This is a genomic window from Thalassotalea crassostreae (assembly GCF_001831495.1).
Lineage (GTDB): Bacteria > Pseudomonadota > Gammaproteobacteria > Enterobacterales > Alteromonadaceae > Thalassotalea_A > Thalassotalea_A crassostreae.
In genome coordinates this window covers 324,101-343,890 of sequence record NZ_CP017689.1, presented here as the reverse complement: position 1 = coordinate 343,890, position 19,790 = coordinate 324,101, and the positions used below count along the sequence as shown (strand labels likewise).

Here is a 19,790-nt window from a genome sequence, read left to right as displayed (position 1 = left end):
TCACTTTTCTGCCTAGTTTTACGTTTACTAAAATAACCGTGAAAACAAATAAATAACGCGGTTGATAAAGCTACTGTCATTAAGTGAATAAAATTGGTCTTAAAGCTAAAGGCATTAGACCAAAAAAAATGGATGCCATTGCCAGAAACAAAAAATAAATCAAGAATGGTATTGTGGATAAACAATAACCCCATTAGTAACACTATCTTCTTTCGACTTAGTCTATGTTTTGGCTCTTGCGTGTGTGTTGGTTTTATCATTATATGTTCAGGTTTATATTATTAGCTGTTTAACTCTTCTATTGCACTATTTTCGAGATACGTCATTAAGCATGGATGTGTATATTCGACATTGAGTAAATCTATCATAATCGAATCAACTTGCTTACCTAATTCCTCTGACGACTTAGGCTGAGTGTTAAATTCTGCCGGTTCATCACTGATAAGTGAAACAGCTTTACCATAGAATGATTTTCGACTTGGATGAGTCGGTGCAACAACATTTAGCACTGCAGGTGTGCTGATAAACTCTTGTTTAGCTAGATTATCTTCAATCAATTTAGAGAGTACTTTAATCACATCATCTCGATGAATTAGGTTAACGACTGACTCTGGATCAGCGATGGTACGCCCGGCAAAGAAACGCCCAGGAAAGCGATTGTAGCCAATTAATCCGGCCAATCGCAATACAACTGGAGACTGGACTTTACTACTTAGAACTTGCTGTTCTACGTTTTGTAGAATGGTCGATTTATCATTGCTTTTCGCTAGCGGTGTTTGCTCGTTAACCGCTCCTGTCAATCCACCATACACAGCGGTACTACTCAGTAAGATGAGTTGCTTAACATGAGAACCTTTTGCTTGAGCGATATTAATTATGTTGGCTATTTGTTTGCCATAATTATTATTCTCAATCGCCTCTACAGTGCGCATTTTCGGTGGTATGCATATCACTAAAGTGTGACACTTTTGTAGATGCTTAATAGGCTCGACGTCAACTTCTACTGAAGAATTTACTTCAACGCTAAAGTCGGCATCAAAATTAACCGCTGTTAAACCACTGTTCGCCAATGTATTTAACACCTGTTGACTGCGCGCAGTAACTAATGTCGTGATTTGCTTCTCGGTTAAGTGCGCTGCCAAAGCTTTACCTACCCAGCCAGCACCAATGATCCCTACTTGATAAGATATGTCGCTCATTTAAACATTACCTAGGTTTGGGATAATAACGTACTTGCCATTGAAGGTGGCGACTACCTGATCACCATCATGTACATGCACTTGCACCATAACTCGCGCTTTTCTACCTTTGTTGACAACTTTGATATTACCTGAAGTTAATTCTTCTTCTGTTATGGCTAATGGCTGACCATGTAATGGTTTATGGTAACGAATGTCAGCGTCTGCTAAAACGATATCGCCGTCTAATTCATTGAGTTTTAGCAGCATATGGACCCACCCCCAACCCGTTAATGTCGCTAACGTATAGATACTGCCAGCGAACATAGTGTTATGAAGATTAATATTTGCTTCTCTATTAGCGCATACGGTAAATCGATTATCTTGCAATGACGCTGGATGAATTAACATATGCTTAGATACAGGAATAGTATTGTGCCATACCTGCTTAAGGTCACTTAAAAATTGAGTACAGTTATTCTCTATTGGGCTAAGATTTTTGCTCATTTTATGATGTTGAATTTCATCATAGAGCAAGTGAGCTAACGCTACATATTGGTAGCCACAACTTTTGTAAAACTCTAAAGCCACATCTCGCGCATTGAGTTCAATTAGCTCAACACCTTGAAGTCTAGCTTGTTGTTCGAGTGCGTCTAGCATCATTCGTCCGAGACCTAACCCTTGGTGTTCGTTTGAAACAGCCATAAATCGAATTTGAGCAACAAAACAAGACACTTTATGAAAGCGTCCAACCGCAACAACGTTTTCGTTTTCGTCCACAATCATACGATGCACAGATTGCCCTTCGAGATCGTCTACTTCACTACCTTTAGGTTGTTGCCACGGTGCTCTGAGCACATCAAAACGTAATTGATGATAACGTTCAAAATCTTGTTCGGTTTTCGGTTGTTTAACTTTAAATTGAGGGGTTGTCATAGAATTAACTCAAACTGTAAGGTTTATACGGTAAGTGAAAAAGTCACTGGCCCATCGTTAACTAAAGAAACTTGCATATCGGCACCGAACTGCCCTGTTGGCACTCTAAATCCTTTTTCTTTAAGTTGCTGACAAAAGAAATGATAAAGATGTTCACCTGTCTTAGGGTCAGCACATGTTGAGAAACTCGGACGCTTACCACTTTTAGTATCCGCAGCTAAGGTAAACTGTGAAACAACTAAGATATCGCCCCCCACTTGGCCCACATCTAGATTTATTTTGCCGTTTTTATCTTCAAACATACGATAACTAGCAACTCGCTCTGCCATACGTTTGGCTTTCGCTTCGTCATCATCTTTTTGTACGCCGAGCAACAACATAATACCGTGCTCAATTTCACCGTTAACTTGCCCATTTATGCGAACACTAGCTTGTGTCACCCTTTGTACTAATGCAATCATATTTTACTACTTACAACCTAAGGTTCTTTGTTTTCTAGAAAAGAGGCCATCTTATCAGAAGCTTTGCAAATAGCATCAACTATTCCCTCTTCAAAACCACTATGTCCACATGCAGGAATTATTTGCAATTCACTGTTTTGCCACTTTTCCGCCAATAGATAAGCTGGTTTAAGTTGGCACACCATGTCATAACGACCATGAATAATAAAGGCCGGTAAATGGGCAACTTTGTGAACATTATTCAGTAAATAATTGGGTTCAAAAAAACAATGATTTATGAAGTAATGGTTTTCCAGTGTTGCCATCGCGATAGCACCATGAGTTTCTTCTTTACTATGAAAACCTGATATATCCATTCTTAATGCTGAAATACGTGTTTCCCATAACGACCAAGCTTTTGCCGCTGCAATACGGGCAATGTCGTTATTAGAATGTAATATCTTATGGTAGGCCTTTACTGGATCAGCAAACTTTTGATCATTCAGTGGACTAATAAAATCTTGGTAATGTTCAGGATAAATATTCGCCGCACCATCAGCGCCAATAAGCCAATCGACCTCTTCATCTGTCCCTAAAAATATTCCTCGTAAGATAAAACCTAATACTTTATCGGCATGCTTGATGCCATAGGCAAGTGCTAGAGTTGTTCCCCATGAACCACCACAAACCAACCACGTTTTGATCGCAAAGTGTTCTCGGATCTCTTCAATGTCATCAATTAAGTCATCGGTAGTGTTATCTTCGGTTTCATTGTGCGGTGTAGAATTTCCGCAGCCTCGTTGATCAAAAAGAATAATGCGATATTTTTCCGGATCAAAGTAACGCCTATGATCTGGACTACTGCCTCCCCCAGGTCCACCGTGTAAATAAATAACCGGAATACCGTTGGGGTTACCACATTCTTCAATGTAAACATTGTGGCGGCCAAACGTTAAAAACTCGGTTTTATTAGGCTTAATTTTCGGATACAAGGTTCTCAAAGTTTGATTCCTAGGTGTTTATTAAATAAGGTGATTAACGATAATTGAAATAATTACTTGTTTTTAAGTCTAGACGAACGATGCGTACCAGTCGCAACTTCTTGCAAACAAGCAGTAAATTCTGCGCCGACAAATACCACCAACCACGAGAGATACACCCAAACAAACAGTATAGGAATAATAGCTATAGCCCCGTATATTGCTTCATAAGAAGGCAAATGAGTGACATAAGCTGCAAAGCCTTTTTTCGCTAACTCAAATAGTATAGTCGCAATAATTGCACCGTAACACGCATATTTAAAACGAACATGGGTATTGGGTACCAACATGTATAACACAATGAAACCAGCCATTGATGAAATCAAAGGTAAAGCCCTTATCATTAAACTTTGAACCATACCGATATCGAGTCCACTGTCGGACATCAAAGAAACCACATAGGTTGTTGCGAGAATACTGACACTAATGAGCACAGGCCCTAAAGTCAGGATCATCCAATAAATTGCAAAAGAGGTTATTGCTTTGCGTCGTTTATGAATTCGCCAGATACGATTTAATGATTTATCGACCGCAGAAATAAGCATCATAGCCAAAACAAATAGAAAAAATATCGCGGTTGCTGACATCTGCGATGCGTTGGCAACAAAGCCGTCAACATGCTCTTGAATAAGCTCCGAGGCAGTTGGCACAAAGTTAGTAAAAATAAATCGTTCTAAATCTTGATGGATTTCACCAAAAATTGGAAATGCCGATACTATTGAAAACATCACCATAATCAAAGGCACAAGCGACATGATAGTTACGTATGATAAGTAACCTGCAGATACTTGAATTTGATCATGTCGACAACGCTTAAAATAATGATCAATAAAACGTACATAAGGTATCAATTTAGGGTACGTCGTAATAATTTGTGACAATTTCATCAATTTATCTATATTTTTCTTGGTGTTATATTAACTATACTAAAGAATGAAAAATATATGAAAATTATTACAAGAGGCTTCTATGAGCGGACAAGGTTCTGGTGGAAATGTGTTAGCTGCAATCTGCAGTTTTTTATCGTCGGTTTAGGGCAGTTAGTACAAGGTAGAATTCTCCCAGCTTTTCTATTTTTTGTCATCACCTATGTGCTTTAGGTCAGCTGGGTATTTGCTTTTGTTGGTGTGATTTTCCACCTGTGGGCGATTATTGATGCCGCCCGTTATAGAGGTAGTTAATCGTTGGTTACTAGCTAGAATAGACGTCGATACCCTAAAAACAGTACAAAATCTTCCGTATCTGGGCCATCGATATTAATTTTAGTACCAAGAGAGTAGACATCTTTATTTGCCATAACCTTACCTAAGTGGAAGAATGCGGTAGTAACAGAATCACCGCTATCAAACCGATAAGCATAAGGAAATGCGACAGTCGCATAGCTGATATATTTCCCCATAGGTTGATAAGCAATTAAAGGGACAATATTTATGCTATTTTCTTCTTCTTCTTCCGTAATATTAAGACCATTAATGGCGGCAAATAACCATTCGCCATGTTTGTAAGCATTGAACATACCTAAGCGCACGGAATTATAGTCATCCCCTAACCCATCATCCGTGGCAGTATCGAAGGAGAGTCCAGCTCCCATTGAAGTAGAAAATTTTCCTTCTGAATATATTCTTGATTTGAAACTTATTTTAACGTCACCAATACCATTGGTGCGATTACCATCTGCAGCTTCTGCCGTCGCTAATGGTACTTCGACGCCAACTACAGATGTGTCACTAATATCTTTATCTAAAACTAATATTCCGCTGTGTCTAACCGCACCATCTTTAAATTCAGAATAAGTATAATTAAATTCGATTCGGCCAATTACTTCTGTTGGATCTAGCCCCGTTCCTTTAGTAGCAGCTTCTTTGCGGTCTAATTCTGCTTGTTTTTCTGCATCTGTTTGGGCATGTGCAATAATCGGTAAGAAAAATAAAACACTACAAAGTGAGGCAACAGCAATAGACTTGGTCATATAAAACTCTTATTTAACAAAAAGATAATTTATTATTTCTTACAAAAGCATAACATACAATAATTGTGTCTGCTTAAAATCACACTAAAACAATGTTCATACAAATAAAAACCGGACTCAAAAGTCCGGTTTATTATGACATTACTGTTAATTTATAATTTATACGTGAAGTAACACTGCAACAAGTACTGCTGTTAATACAAGAGAGCTTGTAATAACGCCACGTACTGTTGTCATGAAGCCTTGTTTACCAACAATTGCATTTACTTCAAGAGCAGCAATGATTGCCAAACCAACCCACATACCTGTTGAACCAACACCTGTGCCCCAACCTAAGTTCATTGCACCTGCATGGCCACCTGCTAGCATGAATAACGCCATAGGCCCCGAGAATAAAGTGTTAGTACGAGAAGCTAATAGTGCTTTAGCACCGGCTGCAGGAGCATCACCTTCAACCATACCTAAAGCAATCTTCTGGTTTGGCCAAATAATTAACCATACGTTCAAAAACATTAACGTACCTAAAGTTGCACCTAAAATGATGCCTGCATTTAAATAACCAAGTTTATAAACGCCTACTAGTAGTATTAGACCAGTGATAAAGGTAAACATCGCGCCCCAACGGAACCACCACAATGCTTCTGGAGCCAAATGTTTTTTCGCATCAGCTAATGCTTCAGGAGTTGCTTTTTTGAAATAGCCACCTTGAATAAAGTTAAAGTAATATAAAAGACCTATCCAAGTAATACCGAATAGTACGTGAGCCCAACGGCTTAGAAAATTTATAATTTCCATTGTATGCATAATTCACCCTTAAAATTTTATTTATTATTATTTAGACGCATAGCTAAAATAACTTACAAGATTTTAGTTTAGTGCGACTTATATTTAGTATTATTATTGTACAACTTGATAAAATACATCGTCTGAATTTAATTAGCAATTAATTAACATTTAGCAAAAATTAAATTTTATCTATATAACCTAACTAATTATTCTATAAATTATCTGGTAAAGAGTAGTTAAAACAAAGTAAAATACAGCGTTTTTTATCTACGTGTCCCATATAAAAGCATGTGGTAAATATTAAAATTTCATTCTTAAATATCATTTCTTCGGAGAAAAACATGGCTATTTCATTACCAGCTTTACCTTATGCAATGGACGCTTTAGCGCCTCATATTTCACAAGAAACTTTAGAGTTCCATTACGGTAAGCACCACAATACATACGTTGTAAAATTAAATGGTCTAATTGAAGGTACAGATTTTGCTGACGCTTCTTTAGAAGAAATCGTTAAAAAGTCATCTGGCGGTGTGTTTAACAACGCAGCACAAATTTGGAACCACACGTTCTACTGGAACTCATTAACACCAAACGGTACTAATGCACCAGTTGGTGAACTAGCTGCAGCGATCGACGCACAGTTCGGTTCTTTTGAAGAATTTAAAGCTAAATTCACAGATAGTGCAGTAAACAACTTCGGTTCAAGCTGGACTTGGTTAGTTAAAAACGCTGATGGTTCATTAGCAATTGTAAACACGTCAAATGCTGCAACACCATTAACAGAAGAAGGTGTTACGCCACTTATTACTGTTGATCTTTGGGAACACGCTTACTACATCGATTACCGCAACTTACGTCCTAGCTACATGGAAGCTTTCTACGCTTTAGCTAACTGGGAATTTGCAAACGCAAACTTCACTGCTTAGTCGATTTAAGTAAGAAAAAAGGCTCTTGAATCTATCCAAGAGCCTTTTTTACCCTTTACTGCACATATCTAAACTAATTGCTTTGAGTATTAGGGAAATTAAATATTACTAGGAGGTATAGCAGGTTTGTATTCTGCATCAATACCCGCATAGCTAGGGCCGAAAATAGATAACCCTTTTTCTGTCGTAAACTCCTTAGGAGCTGGTAAAATAATAACGGCTACTTCCATGCCTTTTTGGTAATTAGGATTGGTTATTGGCATTCCATTTGATAAATCTATGCAACAAATAAGGTCTGGGATAGTTGCGTACACTTCACCGTTTAATTTTGCCACCATATTTTCATTTTTAACGTTAATATGGAGTTCATTTTCACTAAATATGCCTGTTCCCATTAGCGTTACATCGCCTAAGGTAAACCCATCTATTGTGCGAAAATCAAAGTCTGTTACTTTTCCCTCAAAAGCAATAAAACCATTTCCTTGTTGAGCAATAATTGATGCTATATTTTCATTGTTTTCTTTGGCTGTTCGCATTGCCTGACCTAATTGCAATGCTTTGCTTATTGTGCCGTGAATTACAGCATCTCTTATTTGCTCTATTGGCAAAGCGTGATCAATTGCCGCGATATCATTTCGGCTAATTTTAGCGAGTGCACGTACTACAGTTTCAGCTCGTAAATCATCTACGATATTCTCACAGATAAAGCACTCACCAAATTCATTTGCTGTAAAAATAGGTGCTGCAGGTAAGTTGTTCAAATAGTAAGTAGAGTGTGTAATCTCAGGTACTGCGCGACCAGCAGGATCTGCATCGATGATATAACCATCGAACATAGCAGCTAGGTAAAAAGAGACCGCAGTGTTAGACCCGCCAAGTTCGCAACAAATTGTGCCATATACAGATTCGCCGGTATATTCAACTAATCGCTGATAAGCGGCTAGAATAGAATGACTACCAGTTCTAGGTAAATCTTTATAGCTAAGCTCTTCATCTTCAGTTAATGGAGAAATTGCTCCTAAAATATAAGGAGTACATACCTTTTCACCTTTAGGAACTTCATCGACACTAATTAACTTGAATGATTTCCCTAATGATAACGCCTCATCTATATAGGCGACACCTTCAGTTAATTCGCCGCCACCACCAGTACCTAAAATGGCACAGCCATGCAATATATCTATAAGTTCTTCCCGACAAAGATTTCGCATATTTTTCTCTTAAACTTTACTACAAACAATTTATCCCTTGCCTAAAAATAAAAACTTTAGATTGTTAATATTAGGATAAACGAGTAGTACTGATTTTAAAAAAGCTCCTAAAATTCCACTTTATGTAAAATAAAGGAGCAAGGGAGTATCCTAAAAGTTATAAATAACTTCTACACCATAACTTCTTGGTTTGTTTGGTTGACGTGCAAGATCGGTTATACCATCGCCAAAAAGAAAGATGTCTTCTATCGCGCGTTCATCGGTTAAATTGTCTGCATAGACTTGGACGGTAAAACTTTCTGATTTTAATCCAATTCCGGCGTTAACATAGGTATAACTAGAAGACTTAACCTCTGGTATATCGATACTAAAGGATTTAGGCCCATCAATTTGAATGTCTGCTCGAGAAACAATTGACCAGTCGTTCTCCAACTCAAAGTAGTGGTTTAAAGAGAGGCTATAATTATATTCAGGCACATAAAATTGAGACTCTCCAATGAGATCAGGGCGTGATGCAAATGCCATAATTTCAGAGTCGACTATTCCGGCACTAAGCCTAATATCAAGGCTTTCAGTGGCCGCAACCGCAACCTCCAACTCTAGACCTGTCGTTTCAACTTCATCAATTGACAAATTTTCCAAAGTAAATGTGTCTACATTAAAATTGGTAAACTGTGCATCATCTTGTTCAATTAAGAATGCTGCGCCATTTAATAGCACTTTACCGTCAAGTAATGTTGTTTTGAAACCCAATTCGTAGCTATCAGAGACCTCTTTATCAAAGTCACGACTAATACCTTCTGCTGGTTCATTAAAACCGCCACTTCTAAAGCCTTTAGAGTAACCGGTATACAACAAGACATTCTCTTTAACTTGATATGCCACAGTAACTTTAGGCTGCAATTGACTAAAGTCCTTTTTAGCATAAGTACTTTCCTTATTTGTAGGATCAAATGATTCACGTTCGTCAAAGTCATAACGTAATGCACCAGTTAATTCCCATTTTGGAGTTAAATCATAGTTAACTTGACCAGCTAAAGCCCAAGCTGCACTGCTATTGTTGTCAATAATTGAAAAATATGGTGCTTCGTTGGCGAAATCACTACGAGTGAGTATTTCAGCGTCGGTAAAGTCATCATAAAAATGAACCGCGGTGTCTCTATCACGCTCCTGATAAAATGCTGAAACTGACCATCTAAAGTCTTGGTCTGAATGCGAGATAAATCTTGATTCAACGGTAAGTGATTCTATGTCGTATATACCTTCAGTACCAAACGGTGCTCTAAACAAGTCTTCTTCATCAATAAACGTTGGATCAGCAGAGTAATCACCATCATAAAAATGTACATTTTCCGATTCACTATAAGCGGTTATAAATTCAAAAGTACCCAGTTCATAATCGGTTGTTAATTTAGCACTTAACTCATAAACATCACGCTCATCTTCATTAATAATATTCTGTGAGGTCTCAATTGAAAAATCTTCGATGGTATCTTCAGATACCCCTTGATAGTAGGCAAAACCCGCTTCACTCGATGTGGTTCTACCTCGAAAATTTAATGTAGTATCATCGGTTAATTCAAATTCTAACTGGCCAAATAATGAAGATTCTTCAAATGGGTCTGCCTCTTCACCAGAATATTCGTTATCAATTAAACCATCACTATCTTTTATATAACCACCGACTCTGAAAAATGCGGTATCTGCATCATTTAGCGAGCCCGAAACTACGCCATTTAGATTATAAGTATTACCGCTTTCTATTGACGCTTTTATAGTGCCCTCAAGATCTTCAGTTGGTTTTTTAGTGGTAACGATTACCGCTCCCCCTATCGCTCCTCGACCATACAATGCACCTTGGGCGCCGCGCATAACTTCTATTCGCTCGATATCGACTAAATCTTGATTGATAAATTCAAGATCTGGTGAAGTTACACCATCAACAACGAAAGCTATTGGTGGATCGCCTACTTGTGGAGTAATCAATCCACGAATAGTAATGCGCGCTAAACCAGGCCTAAAGTTATCTAACTGGGTTAAATTTGGTGTCATGTCTGCAACATCTCGAAAATTGGTAATACGCGAATTTTCGATCATATCTGAGCTAAATGCGGTAACTGAATCTGGAACCGATTGAATTGTTTCAACACGCCCTCGAGCAACAACTGAAATAGTTTCAATCGTATTCGCCTCGTTTTGCTCTGATTCTTCAGCATACACATGCGGAACGAATGACAAGCTGAACGCGGTTGCCAAAAGCGTTTTCTTAAAATGTTTTATGTTAGATTTATTCATAAACGATGTCCTTCCCTTTCATTTAACGTCAGAATTTTTATTACTGTTATAATGTGGTCAATTCATTGTCTCTTACCTATACAAAATAATATTTTGCAATTGATGAATTCAATGTAAAAAAAAACCGAATAACGTTAATTTCCAAGTCAAACTTTGCATTGAACATTTTATTAGTTCACTATATTGGTTATTACTTTGCGGTTGTTATTAGAATGAAAAAATCAATAAAAATAGATAGATACAATAAAAAAATATTAGCTACCTTGCATCTAAAGGCGGACTTAACCAATATAGAATTGGCTGAAATTGTAAATTTGTCACCAAGCGCCTGCTTTCAGCGAGTCAAGATCCTTAAAGAAGCAGGCTATTTTAGAACTTTTGGTGCAGATATAAATTTGGAGCAAATATGCGAACATGTATTTGCGTATATCGAATTTACTTTAGAAGATAATAGCTTTCCTGTTAGAAAGAAATTTCTTGCTGTGATTGATACCATTCCAGAAATAATGGATTGTATGCAAATTAGTGGCGACGTGGACTATATTTCATTTTGTTGCTTTGCCGATATAGAGTCTCTCAATGAAAAATGTGACCAGCTTAGTGCTAACCAAGAATTTGTCATCAAAAAGCTAAAAACAAGGGTTGTATTAGAGCGCTCAAAATTCTTTTTAGGCTTTCCATTAGAGCGTTTGAAGTGGCGTGATGAAATGAAATTTGAAGATGATGAAGAAAACGATTAAATGATCAAACGCTTTATTCTTATAATCATCTGAACTTTACTTAATCATGGTACGAAACGGTAAGAACTTTGCACACTTCATTAATATCGTATAAATAATACCGGTTAATACGATGGCATCAATGACTGTAATTCCAGATACATTAGCAGTAAAAAAGGTACCATTAAATACTGCGAATGTAGCACCAACTAACCAAGCAAAAAAAGCAGGAATAGAAAATCTAAAATGATTTTCTAAAGTCTTTATGTTGTAACCCTCGGGCCTAATAAATAGCGCATCGATAATTATGACACCTGCTACTGGCACAAATATATCCGATAAAAACGATAAAAATTCGATAAATATGTCGAGTATATTCATAAAAGCGGCAAGAATGCCGATTGCACCGAGTATAATAATTACTGCTCGTTTATCCCATTTGGGAAATGTAGCCTCGACACTTAACGTCGTGCTGTATAAATTCAGTGAATTAAGTACCCAACTACCTGCAATAACGATAAAAAAGGCCGAAAAACCAAGATTCAAATCAAGCATCAAACTTAATATTTTCGTTTCTTGCATCGCTGTTGCTGCAAATACAGATACAAATAAAACAAATAGCTCAACAACCATATACGACCAGAAAACAGTATACACTCCACCTCTTTTTTCTTTTGAAAAACGAGTGATATCTGGCAGAATAATTGCTCCTATAATTATCACACCAACAATCGCTGACACCCCTTCACCTAGAGTTAGTGCGGCAGATTTTTCAAATGATAAGAACTGATTGAAAGTCATTTCTTCAATTGCCCCCCAAAACATCATTCCGGTAACAATCGCAAGCACGGGGACCATAACAGATGCCAAGATATTTATTGCTCTAAATCCATACAAGGTTGTAACCAGCATGCAAATACCAGCAAAAATATCTATTGGCCATTCAGGAATAATAATATTAAATTCTGCACCGAGTAATTGGACCACTGCATTAGAAAATAAGTCTATATTAAAACCAAACCAGCCTATAAGAGATATCGCAAAAGCCAAATTTACGATGCCAGCTCCGGCATTGCCAAAAGCGATTCTTACCAGAAAATAAGAACTTAATCGGCTTCTTGCACCAATAGTTCCCATGGCTCCGCCTATTGCCATTAATATTAACGATCCAATTATTAACGCCCATAGAGCATCATGAATAGTTAATGCTTGATAAATTTCTAACCCTGTTACGAAAGTAGGTAAAGAGAAGCTTACCATGGCTGAAACAGCAGCAATTCTTGGCCAAGAAACCAAATCGGTTGCTTTTACTTCTGCATGTTCAAACTCATTATTTGTATCCATCAAATATCTCTGTTTTAGTTAGGGCTGTTTTATATTACAGGATTAAAAAATTTTTCAATTGCTTAATTTACTTCAATTCAAACCATCCAATTCAAAATAACAAAAATTACAAAATATTATTTTGTGAGAATAGATTGACTGATTCAAATTTTAGCTATTTGAGCTATCAAAAATGCTGATATTTCGCCGGCTACAGCTAATGTTGTCTCACAAGAGTCGTCACTGTTTATTGTACTATCGGTAAATGGCGCTATTTCCATCATATCTGCTCCAGATATTTTAAAGACCTGTGCAAGAGCGCGTAATATAGCCATAACCTCGTCTGGATATAAGCCATCAGGCTCTGGGGTACCCGTTGCTGAAGCGAACTTTGCATCTATGGCATCAATATCAAAACTTACATATAATTCTTCAATACCATCGGCAATTAACTGTTGTTTTATTTGTTCAATTATTATTTCAACACCTTGACGCTTTATCTCTGCTGTCCAATATTGCTTAACGCCAAACTTATTTTCCCAGTACTCTTGTGGTTTACCGCTAGAGCGTATGCCTAGTTGAATTAAATTTCTAGGTTCATCTAAATCATCTAGGATATGTGTGCACCATGAACCAAAGCATAAATCAATTCCTAACCGTTCATGCAGTAGGTCAGTATGCGCGTCAAAATGAATAACAGCCGATTTAATACCTTGCTTTTTCTTGGCTTGTAAATAAGTTTTTACCAAAGGATAACTAACTGAGTGATCACCTCCTATCCCAAATATTCCTTTTTCAGGAAATTCAGCATACAAGTCGTGTAATATCTCTTCTGTAATAGATAGTGGCGATACAGGGTAAGTAATATTCTTGCCATAAAGTGATTGTTGACAATTAGATATAGTTGAATCATTTAAATATTTGTCATGAAGCAAATGTGGTATTACTCTAATATCGCCTAAGTCAAAAGCATCAAGGTTAGGATAATTCGCCAATAAAGTTGAGCGTAAAAATAAAGGTCCCCAATTGGCACCTCTTAAAATACCACCACCACAATCAGATGCGACTCCCAGAATTACTGCATTTGAACAATTGGTTAAATCGTTTAATGACTTTTCCCATAGTTCATCAACGCTAGTAACCGTACCAAATAAATCTTGATGCAATTTTTCTTTTCGCTCTCGCGCAGTATTTACTGTGTATACACCATTACCAGGGGGGCACAGACAAGATGAAAGCTTAGTAAGTAAGTCATTTGGTACCGTATTCATAAGTTTTTCCTTCTAAAGTACTAATGATAAGTACTAAATAAAAAATAAAATTTTGAATATCGTGTAAATATAAAAATTTAAATGCGATATAAAGCGTCAAAAAATAGGCGATTGTTTATCAATAGAAAACTCAATCTAGTGAGAGCTTTATTATGAGACACAAAAAAGCCAGCATAAGCTGGCTTTTTATTGACTAATTGAAAAGCTAATTAAGCTTTTTTAGGGCGAGACTCACGTTTACGGTCGCTCTCTTTTAAGAACTTCTTACGTATACGGATGCTCTCTGGCGTAACCTCAACCAACTCATCATTATCGATGAATTCAAGCGCTTGCTCTAAAGACATGATAATTGGCGGCGTTAATGTTTGTGCTTCATCAGTACCCGATGAACGAACGTTCGTTAACTGCTTACCTTTAAGAGCATTTACGGTTAAGTCGTTATCACGTGAGTGAATACCGATAACTTGACCTTCGTAAATATCTAAGCCGTGACCAATTAACATACGACCGCGTGATTGTAAGTTAAAGATTGCGTTTGTCAGTGCTTTACCCGTTGCGTTTGCAATCATTACACCGTTTAAGCGTTGACCGATTTCACCACCTTTATGTGGACCGTACTGTAGGAATGTATGGTAAATCAACCCGGAACCTGAAGTGATAGTCATAAATTCAGTTTGGAAACCAATCAAACCACGAGATGGCATGATGAAGTCCATACGGATACGACCTTTACCATCTGGGGCCATATCAGTAAGTTCAGCTTTACGAACACCCATACGCTCCATGATAGTACCCTGATGTTGCTCTTCAACATCAATAGTCACTGTTTCGTATGGTTCTTCCATTTGGCCATCAACTTCGCGCATGATAACTTCTGGACGAGATACCGCTAATTCGTAACCTTCACGACGCATGTTTTCAATTAAGATACCTAAATGAAGTTCACCACGACCAGATACTTTAAATTTGTCTGGATCGTCTAATTGCTCAACACGTAATGCAACGTTATGAACAAGCTCTTTTTCCAAGCGATCTTTGATGTTACGTGAAGTAACATATTTACCTTCTTGACCTGAGAATGGAGAAGTATTTACTTGGAATGTCATGTTGATAGTTGGTTCATCTACCGACAATGGCGGTAATGCTTCAACTTCATTTGGACAACAGATAGTGTCAGAGATTTTAAGCTCACCTAAACCAGTGATAGCGATGATATCGCCAGCTTCTGCTTTTTCAACTTCGTGACGCTCAAGACCAAGGTAACCAAATACCTTACCCACTTTACCGTTATGAATCTTACCGTTTGACCCTTCAACCGTTACTTGTTGGTTTGGTTTAACTGAACCACGAGTGATTCGACCAACACCAATTACACCTAAGTATGAGCTGTAATCAAGTTGCGAGATCTGCATTTGGAATGAACCTTCAGTATCTGCATCTGGTGCAGGTACTTGATCAACGATAGTTTGGAATAAAGGCGTCATATCTGTGCCTTCTTCATCTGCATCCATAGATGCCCAACCGTTGATTGCTGATGCATATACCACTTGGAAATCAAGTTGGTCATCAGTAGCGCCTAAGTTATCAAACAAATCGAAAACTTGATCCATAACCCACTCAGGACGAGAACCTGGCTTGTCAATTTTGTTAATTACAACAATTGGCTTAAGACCTTGGGCAAATGCTTTTTTAGTTACAAAGCGAGTTTGCGGCATAGGACCTTCTTGTGCATCAACGATAAGTAAAACAGAATCTACCATTGACATAACACGTTCAACTTCACCACCGAAATCGGCGTGACCAGGAGTATCTACAATATTTACACGGTACTCGTTCCAGTTGATTGCAGTGTTTTTTGCAAGAATGGTGATACCACGTTCTTTTTCAATGTCGTTCGAATCCATGATTCGTTCGTCATGATCTGCACGAGAGTCAAGAGTTCCTGATTGATCAAGAAGTTTATCAACCAAAGTAGTTTTACCGTGGTCAACGTGAGCGATTATCGCAATGTTACGTAAGTTATCTAGCACTATATTTAGCCTTTATTAGCCCAAGGGGTATAATTTTGCGCGTATTATAGACTAAAACATAAGCTATGTATTGAGCTTTTTTGTATTCAATTGCTATAAATAGGCATAAAAATAGCAGTTGGAATTGGAAAAGAGATGAATTGTAGAGTATTGAGAGATGGAGGAGAGTATTCAGTTAAAATCAATACTCTCTCTACTTTAGTTCAAATATCGAATTATCCTTCCTCGATTTCAGCAATCGTGACCGAACCACCCGACGTCCATTGCTTGAGCATATTTTGCCATTCAGTGACATCCCAACCGTAGTCGTCGGCAAGGTCAATAGCTTCGCGCATGGAGATTACTGCTAAATCCAAACGTCTAGATTCTTTATTTCTATAGGCAAGTGCTCGTAGATAATAATACTCTGGATCATCCTTAAAAGTACTTTGCATTACATCTAAATTTTCAATAGCTTGTTTAACATCAATTAATTCATCGACGTTCGCGTCAAGTTTAAGGTAAGTTAAATGTTTAAGCGCCATCATGTGACCATTATAAGCTGCTGCATTTAACCAGAAAGCCGCTTTGCTTTGATCATTTTTAACAAACGGACTATCCAATAGTAACTTACCTAGTCGGTATTGAGCATCAAATACACCAGCTTGCGCAGCTTTTTCTATCCATTTTAACGACGTTTTTATTTCACGTTGTTCACGGTAAAGTTTCATCCCATACTCAAACTGAGCTCGTGCATGATTTTTATTGGCGGCGTCTAGAAGCAATTCTTCAATTTGTTGATCTTCAATTTTCAGCCAAGTGAAATAACTATAGATAAGAGCAAGTTTATATTGCTCATCTGCAACGTCACTTCCTTTTAAACGACTCACTAATTTCCGGATTTTGCTGTATAGCGATGGAAATTCTTTTCTGATTTGAAAGATTGAATAGTTAGCAACGCCTAGATATGCTCGGTGAACAAAGCTAACGCTATTATTATCTAGCATTGGAGTAGACAGTGGAGAATGGGCGAGTTGTTCAATACCTTTTCTGGGATTGCCAATCACTTGCACAGGGGAAAAATCTCTTCTCGAACCATCAGGGGCAACGTCGTAATCAACAACTAAAAAATAATTTCGATTTTCAATGCTTCGTGGTTGTTGGCGGGCAAAAGTATTGTCCGTCCAACCAGAATCATAATCGTCTTCAAATACGCTAGGGTCTTCATCATCAAACGATTGTTCAAAATCGTCTTCAAACAATTCGGTAGTCTCAAAATGATTACTCGAATCAGTGCTATTCTCAAAACTTATTTTATTTTTTAGTTGCTCATCTTTAAGCTCTGGATAGTATTTTTTCTTAACCTTTTCAATCCCATAAGAGCTCTTAAACTTGGCCACTATAGCAATTACTTTTTCTCGTTCTGAAGGGGCAATATTAGACATTATTTCAGAATATATTTGTGCCGAGTTTTCGTAATCTTGTTCTGCCGCTAGGGCAAACCAGATTATCGCATTGATGTCTTTATTCGGCGTGTCTTCTTTTAGGCTAATCATTCCAAGTTGATAATATATTGCCGGATTACCACTATTGACTGCTAGTAAATATTCTTTTTTAGCTTTTTGATATTCACCATCATGAAATAACTGATTTGCCAAATCGACATTGATCGCCTCTGCTTTATATACAAATAAAGTGCACATTATTGCGCACCAATAAACGATTAATAATGATTTAATTTTCATAGTAGTTTTATTCGAGCTTTTTATTAGTTTTATTTTTAGTATTTCAAAAATGAAATTGCAGTGTATAACAACTAAATTCGAATATTCACAATATTTGCGTAACTTTACATTGAACAATGGCATTGAATTCTTTAGTTTAGTTGCAGAGCAAGTACTCGACCTTAAAATAATTATAATTCCTTTTTAGCACACATTATTAATGCGCTTTTACATCGCACCAAATTAGTGCACCATATAAGTGCAACGACGCACCAACATGATCCATCAATAAGGTTTTTAATCATTACGTTTTTAAAATAAGTAGTAATAATAGGCGTTTAAAAACTTGGCACGATTCTAGCTTTAGAAAACATAACTTAATGTTTATACATTTTAATTATAACCTGCAGAAACTTACGGAGACGTTCATGTCACAAGCAGTATTAGATTTAATCAAAGAAAACGATGTAAAATTCGTTGATCTACGTTTTACTGATTCAAAAGGTAAAGAGCAACACGTTTCAATTCCTCATCATCAAATCGACGAAGATTTCTTCGAAGATGGTAAAATGTTTGACGGTTCTTCAATCGCTGGTTGGAAAGGTATTAACGAATCTGACATGGTATTAATGCCAGATGCTTCTACAGCAGTACTAGATCCATTCACTGAAGAAGCTACATTAAATATTACATGTGATATTTTAGAGCCTGCAACTATGCAAGGTTACTCTCGTGACCCTCGCTCTGTAGCTAAGCGTGCAGAAGAGTACATGCGTTCTACAGGTATCGCTGATACTGTTTTAATTGGTCCAGAGCCAGAGTTCTTCGTTTTTGATGACGTTAAATTCCACACAGACATGTCTGGTTCAATGTACAAAGTTGACGACAAAGAAGCTGCATGGAATGGTGCAACTCACTATGAAGACGGTAATACTGGTCACCGTCCAGGTGTTAAAGGCGGTTACTTCCCAGTAGCTCCTGTTGATTCATCTCAAGATTTACGTTCAGCTATGTGTTTAATCATGGAAGAAATGGGCTTAGTTGTTGAAGCACATCACCACGAAGTTGCAACATGTGGTCAAAACGAAATTGCTTGTCGTTTTAACACTATGGTTAGCAAAGCTGATGAAGTTCAAATATACAAATATGTTGTTCATAACGTTGCTCACGCATACGGTAAAACAGCAACATTTATGCCTAAGCCATTAGTTGGTGATAACGGTACTGGTATGCACGTTCACCAATCTTTAGCTAAAGACGGTGTTAACTTGTTCTCTGGTGATCAATACGGTGGTTTATCTGAGACAGCTTTATACTACATTGGTGGTATCATTAAGCACGCTAAAGCACTAAACGCTTTCACTAACGCTTCAACTAACTCATACAAGCGTCTAGTACCTGGTTTCGAAGCACCTGTTATGCTTGCATACTCTGCTCGTAACCGTTCTGCATCTATTCGTATTCCAGTGGTACCTAGCCCGAAAGCTCGTCGTATCGAAGTACGTTTCCCTGATCCAACGGCAAACCCGTACTTAGCATTCTCTGCAATGTTAATGGCTGGCCTTGACGGTATCAAAAACAAAATTCACCCTGGCGATGCTATGGATAAAGATTTATACGACCTTCCAGCAGAAGAAGCAGCAGCAATTCCACAAGTTGCAGCATCATTTGAAGAAGCATTAGACGCTCTTGAAGCTGATAAAGATTTCTTAACAGCTGGTGGCGTTATGGACGACGACATGATTGCAGCATACATTGATCTTAAACGTGCTGAAGTTGAGAAGTTAAACAGTACAACTCACCCAGTTGAGTTTGAAATGTACTACAGCTGTTAATCAGCAATTAGTTAAAAACAAAAAAGCTCGCTTCGGCGGGCTTTTTTATTGCGCTAGTGTTTGCTATTTAATAGCAGAAATTGCCGCGGCTAATTGTTGTCTTAACTACTTGGCTACAATACTAAAAC

16 protein-coding genes and 1 pseudogene are annotated in these 19,790 nt (G+C 37.5%); 4 read left to right on the top strand and 13 right to left on the bottom strand.

Going from position 1 to position 19,790, the window contains the following annotated elements; genetic code table 11:
- Positions 1-281: 281 nt before the first annotated feature.
- From LT090_RS01590 to LT090_RS01570, 5 genes are read right to left on the bottom strand one after another with little or no spacing between them, the layout of a single operon-like run.
- Positions 282-1,199 carry a 2-dehydropantoate 2-reductase N-terminal domain-containing protein gene (locus tag LT090_RS01590; RefSeq protein ID WP_068546959.1) on the bottom strand — a complete coding sequence of 306 codons (918 nt, stop codon included), beginning with the start codon at positions 1,197-1,199 and terminating at the stop codon, positions 282-284.
- Entirely contained in the window at positions 1,200-2,114 is a 915-nt protein-coding gene (locus LT090_RS01585) for a bifunctional GNAT family N-acetyltransferase/hotdog fold thioesterase (protein ID WP_068546960.1), read from the bottom strand.
- Positions 2,115-2,137: 23 nt separating this feature from the next.
- Entirely contained in the window at positions 2,138-2,575 is a 438-nt protein-coding gene (gene dtd / locus LT090_RS01580) for a D-aminoacyl-tRNA deacylase (protein ID WP_068546961.1), read from the bottom strand.
- Between the two features lie 17 nt (positions 2,576-2,592).
- Positions 2,593-3,555: a prolyl aminopeptidase gene (gene pip / locus LT090_RS01575; protein ID WP_068546962.1), complete on the bottom strand. Its 963-nt coding sequence runs from the start codon at positions 3,553-3,555 to the stop codon at positions 2,593-2,595.
- 53 nt (positions 3,556-3,608) lie between these two features.
- Positions 3,609-4,481: a virulence factor BrkB family protein gene (locus tag LT090_RS01570; RefSeq protein WP_068546963.1), complete on the bottom strand. Its 873-nt coding sequence runs from the start codon at positions 4,479-4,481 to the stop codon at positions 3,609-3,611.
- An 82-nt stretch (positions 4,482-4,563) separates the two neighbouring features.
- Between LT090_RS01570 and LT090_RS17095 the strand changes: the two are divergent.
- Positions 4,564-4,775: pseudogene (locus LT090_RS17095) on the top strand (hypothetical protein).
- Positions 4,776-4,789: 14 nt separating this feature from the next.
- Here LT090_RS17095 and LT090_RS01565 read toward each other — a convergent pair.
- Together LT090_RS01565 and LT090_RS01560 are read right to left on the bottom strand one after the other, a co-directional pair.
- Positions 4,790-5,563, bottom strand: coding sequence for a hypothetical protein (locus LT090_RS01565; protein ID WP_068546964.1), 774 nt, complete (start codon positions 5,561-5,563; stop codon positions 4,790-4,792).
- A 159-nt stretch (positions 5,564-5,722) separates the two neighbouring features.
- Positions 5,723-6,358, bottom strand: coding sequence for a urate hydroxylase PuuD (locus LT090_RS01560; protein WP_068547008.1), 636 nt, complete (start codon positions 6,356-6,358; stop codon positions 5,723-5,725).
- A gap of 332 nt (positions 6,359-6,690) precedes the next feature.
- On the opposite strand from LT090_RS01560, the gene LT090_RS01555 reads away from it, so the two are divergent.
- Complete coding sequence (locus LT090_RS01555) at positions 6,691-7,275, top strand: superoxide dismutase (RefSeq protein WP_068546965.1); 585 nt, start codon at positions 6,691-6,693, stop codon at positions 7,273-7,275.
- Positions 7,276-7,373: 98 nt separating this feature from the next.
- Here the strand turns inward: LT090_RS01555 and LT090_RS01550 are convergent, their stop codons facing one another.
- The gene (locus LT090_RS01550) at positions 7,374-8,486 is read right to left on the bottom strand and encodes a DUF917 domain-containing protein (protein WP_068546966.1); all 1,113 of its coding nucleotides are present in this window, start codon (positions 8,484-8,486) and stop codon (positions 7,374-7,376) included.
- Between the two features lie 150 nt (positions 8,487-8,636).
- Complete coding sequence (locus LT090_RS01545; RefSeq protein ID WP_068546967.1) at positions 8,637-10,781, bottom strand: TonB-dependent receptor; 2,145 nt, start codon at positions 10,779-10,781, stop codon at positions 8,637-8,639.
- Positions 10,782-10,993: 212 nt separating this feature from the next.
- On the opposite strand from LT090_RS01545, the gene LT090_RS01540 reads away from it, so the two are divergent.
- Positions 10,994-11,521 (top strand): Lrp/AsnC family transcriptional regulator, encoded by a 528-nt coding sequence (locus LT090_RS01540; protein WP_068547009.1) that lies wholly within the window; start codon positions 10,994-10,996, stop codon positions 11,519-11,521.
- Between the two features lie 36 nt (positions 11,522-11,557).
- Here LT090_RS01540 and LT090_RS01535 read toward each other — a convergent pair whose 3' ends face one another.
- The 4 genes from LT090_RS01535 to LT090_RS01520 all read right to left on the bottom strand — a co-directional run bounded on the left by LT090_RS01535 (position 11,558) and on the right by LT090_RS01520 (position 17,806).
- Entirely contained in the window at positions 11,558-12,844 is a 1,287-nt protein-coding gene (locus tag LT090_RS01535; RefSeq protein ID WP_068546968.1) for a purine-cytosine permease family protein, read from the bottom strand.
- 143 nt (positions 12,845-12,987) lie between these two features.
- Positions 12,988-14,094, bottom strand: a complete 1,107-nt coding sequence (locus tag LT090_RS01530) for an arginase family protein (protein ID WP_068546969.1) — start codon at positions 14,092-14,094, stop codon at positions 12,988-12,990.
- Positions 14,095-14,303: 209 nt separating this feature from the next.
- Positions 14,304-16,127, bottom strand: a complete 1,824-nt coding sequence (typA, locus tag LT090_RS01525; protein ID WP_068546970.1) for a translational GTPase TypA — start codon at positions 16,125-16,127, stop codon at positions 14,304-14,306.
- A 212-nt stretch (positions 16,128-16,339) separates the two neighbouring features.
- A complete protein-coding gene (locus LT090_RS01520; RefSeq protein ID WP_068546971.1) occupies positions 16,340-17,806 on the bottom strand; it encodes a tetratricopeptide repeat protein in 1,467 nt (488 codons plus the stop codon).
- Positions 17,807-18,255: 449 nt separating this feature from the next.
- Here LT090_RS01520 and glnA point away from each other — a divergent pair, with 449 nt between their 5' ends.
- On the top strand, positions 18,256-19,662 hold the full coding sequence (gene glnA, locus LT090_RS01515; protein ID WP_068546972.1) for a glutamate--ammonia ligase: 1,407 nt from the start codon (positions 18,256-18,258) through the stop codon (positions 19,660-19,662).
- Positions 19,663-19,790: the final 128 nt, after the last annotated feature.